The organism is Pseudomonas sp. P7758 (assembly GCF_013386485.1).
Taxonomy (GTDB): Bacteria; Pseudomonadota; Gammaproteobacteria; order Pseudomonadales; family Pseudomonadaceae; genus Aquipseudomonas.
Window position 1 is genome coordinate 1 of the sequence record NZ_JACARS010000277.1, and the last position, 344, is coordinate 344.

Annotated in this window: 1 protein-coding gene; it reads left to right on the plus strand. The window is 61.9% G+C overall.

Annotated features, from left to right (window positions below; genetic code table 11):
- On the plus strand, positions 1 to 344 hold a 344-nt coding region (locus HX873_RS31470; protein WP_177123868.1), incomplete at both ends, for an HlyD family secretion protein.

Here is a 344-nt window from a genome sequence, read left to right on the forward strand (position 1 = left end):
GCTTGAAGCGGCGCAACTGAACCTCAAGCGCACCCAGGTGGTGGCGGCGGTCGACGGCTACGTGACCAACCTCAACGTGCACCGCGGCGACTATGCACGCATCGGCGAGGCGAAGATGGCGGTGGTGGATATGAACTCGTTCTGGGTGTACGGCTTCTTTGAAGAAACCAAGCTGCCCCACGTCAAAGTCGGGGACAAGGCCGACATGCAGTTGATGAGCGGCGAAACCCTCAAGGGGCACGTGGAAAGCATTTCGCGCGGCATCTACGACCGGGACAACCCGGAGAGCCGCGAGTTGATCGCCGATGTGAACCCGACGTTCAACTGGGTGCGCCTGGCCCAGC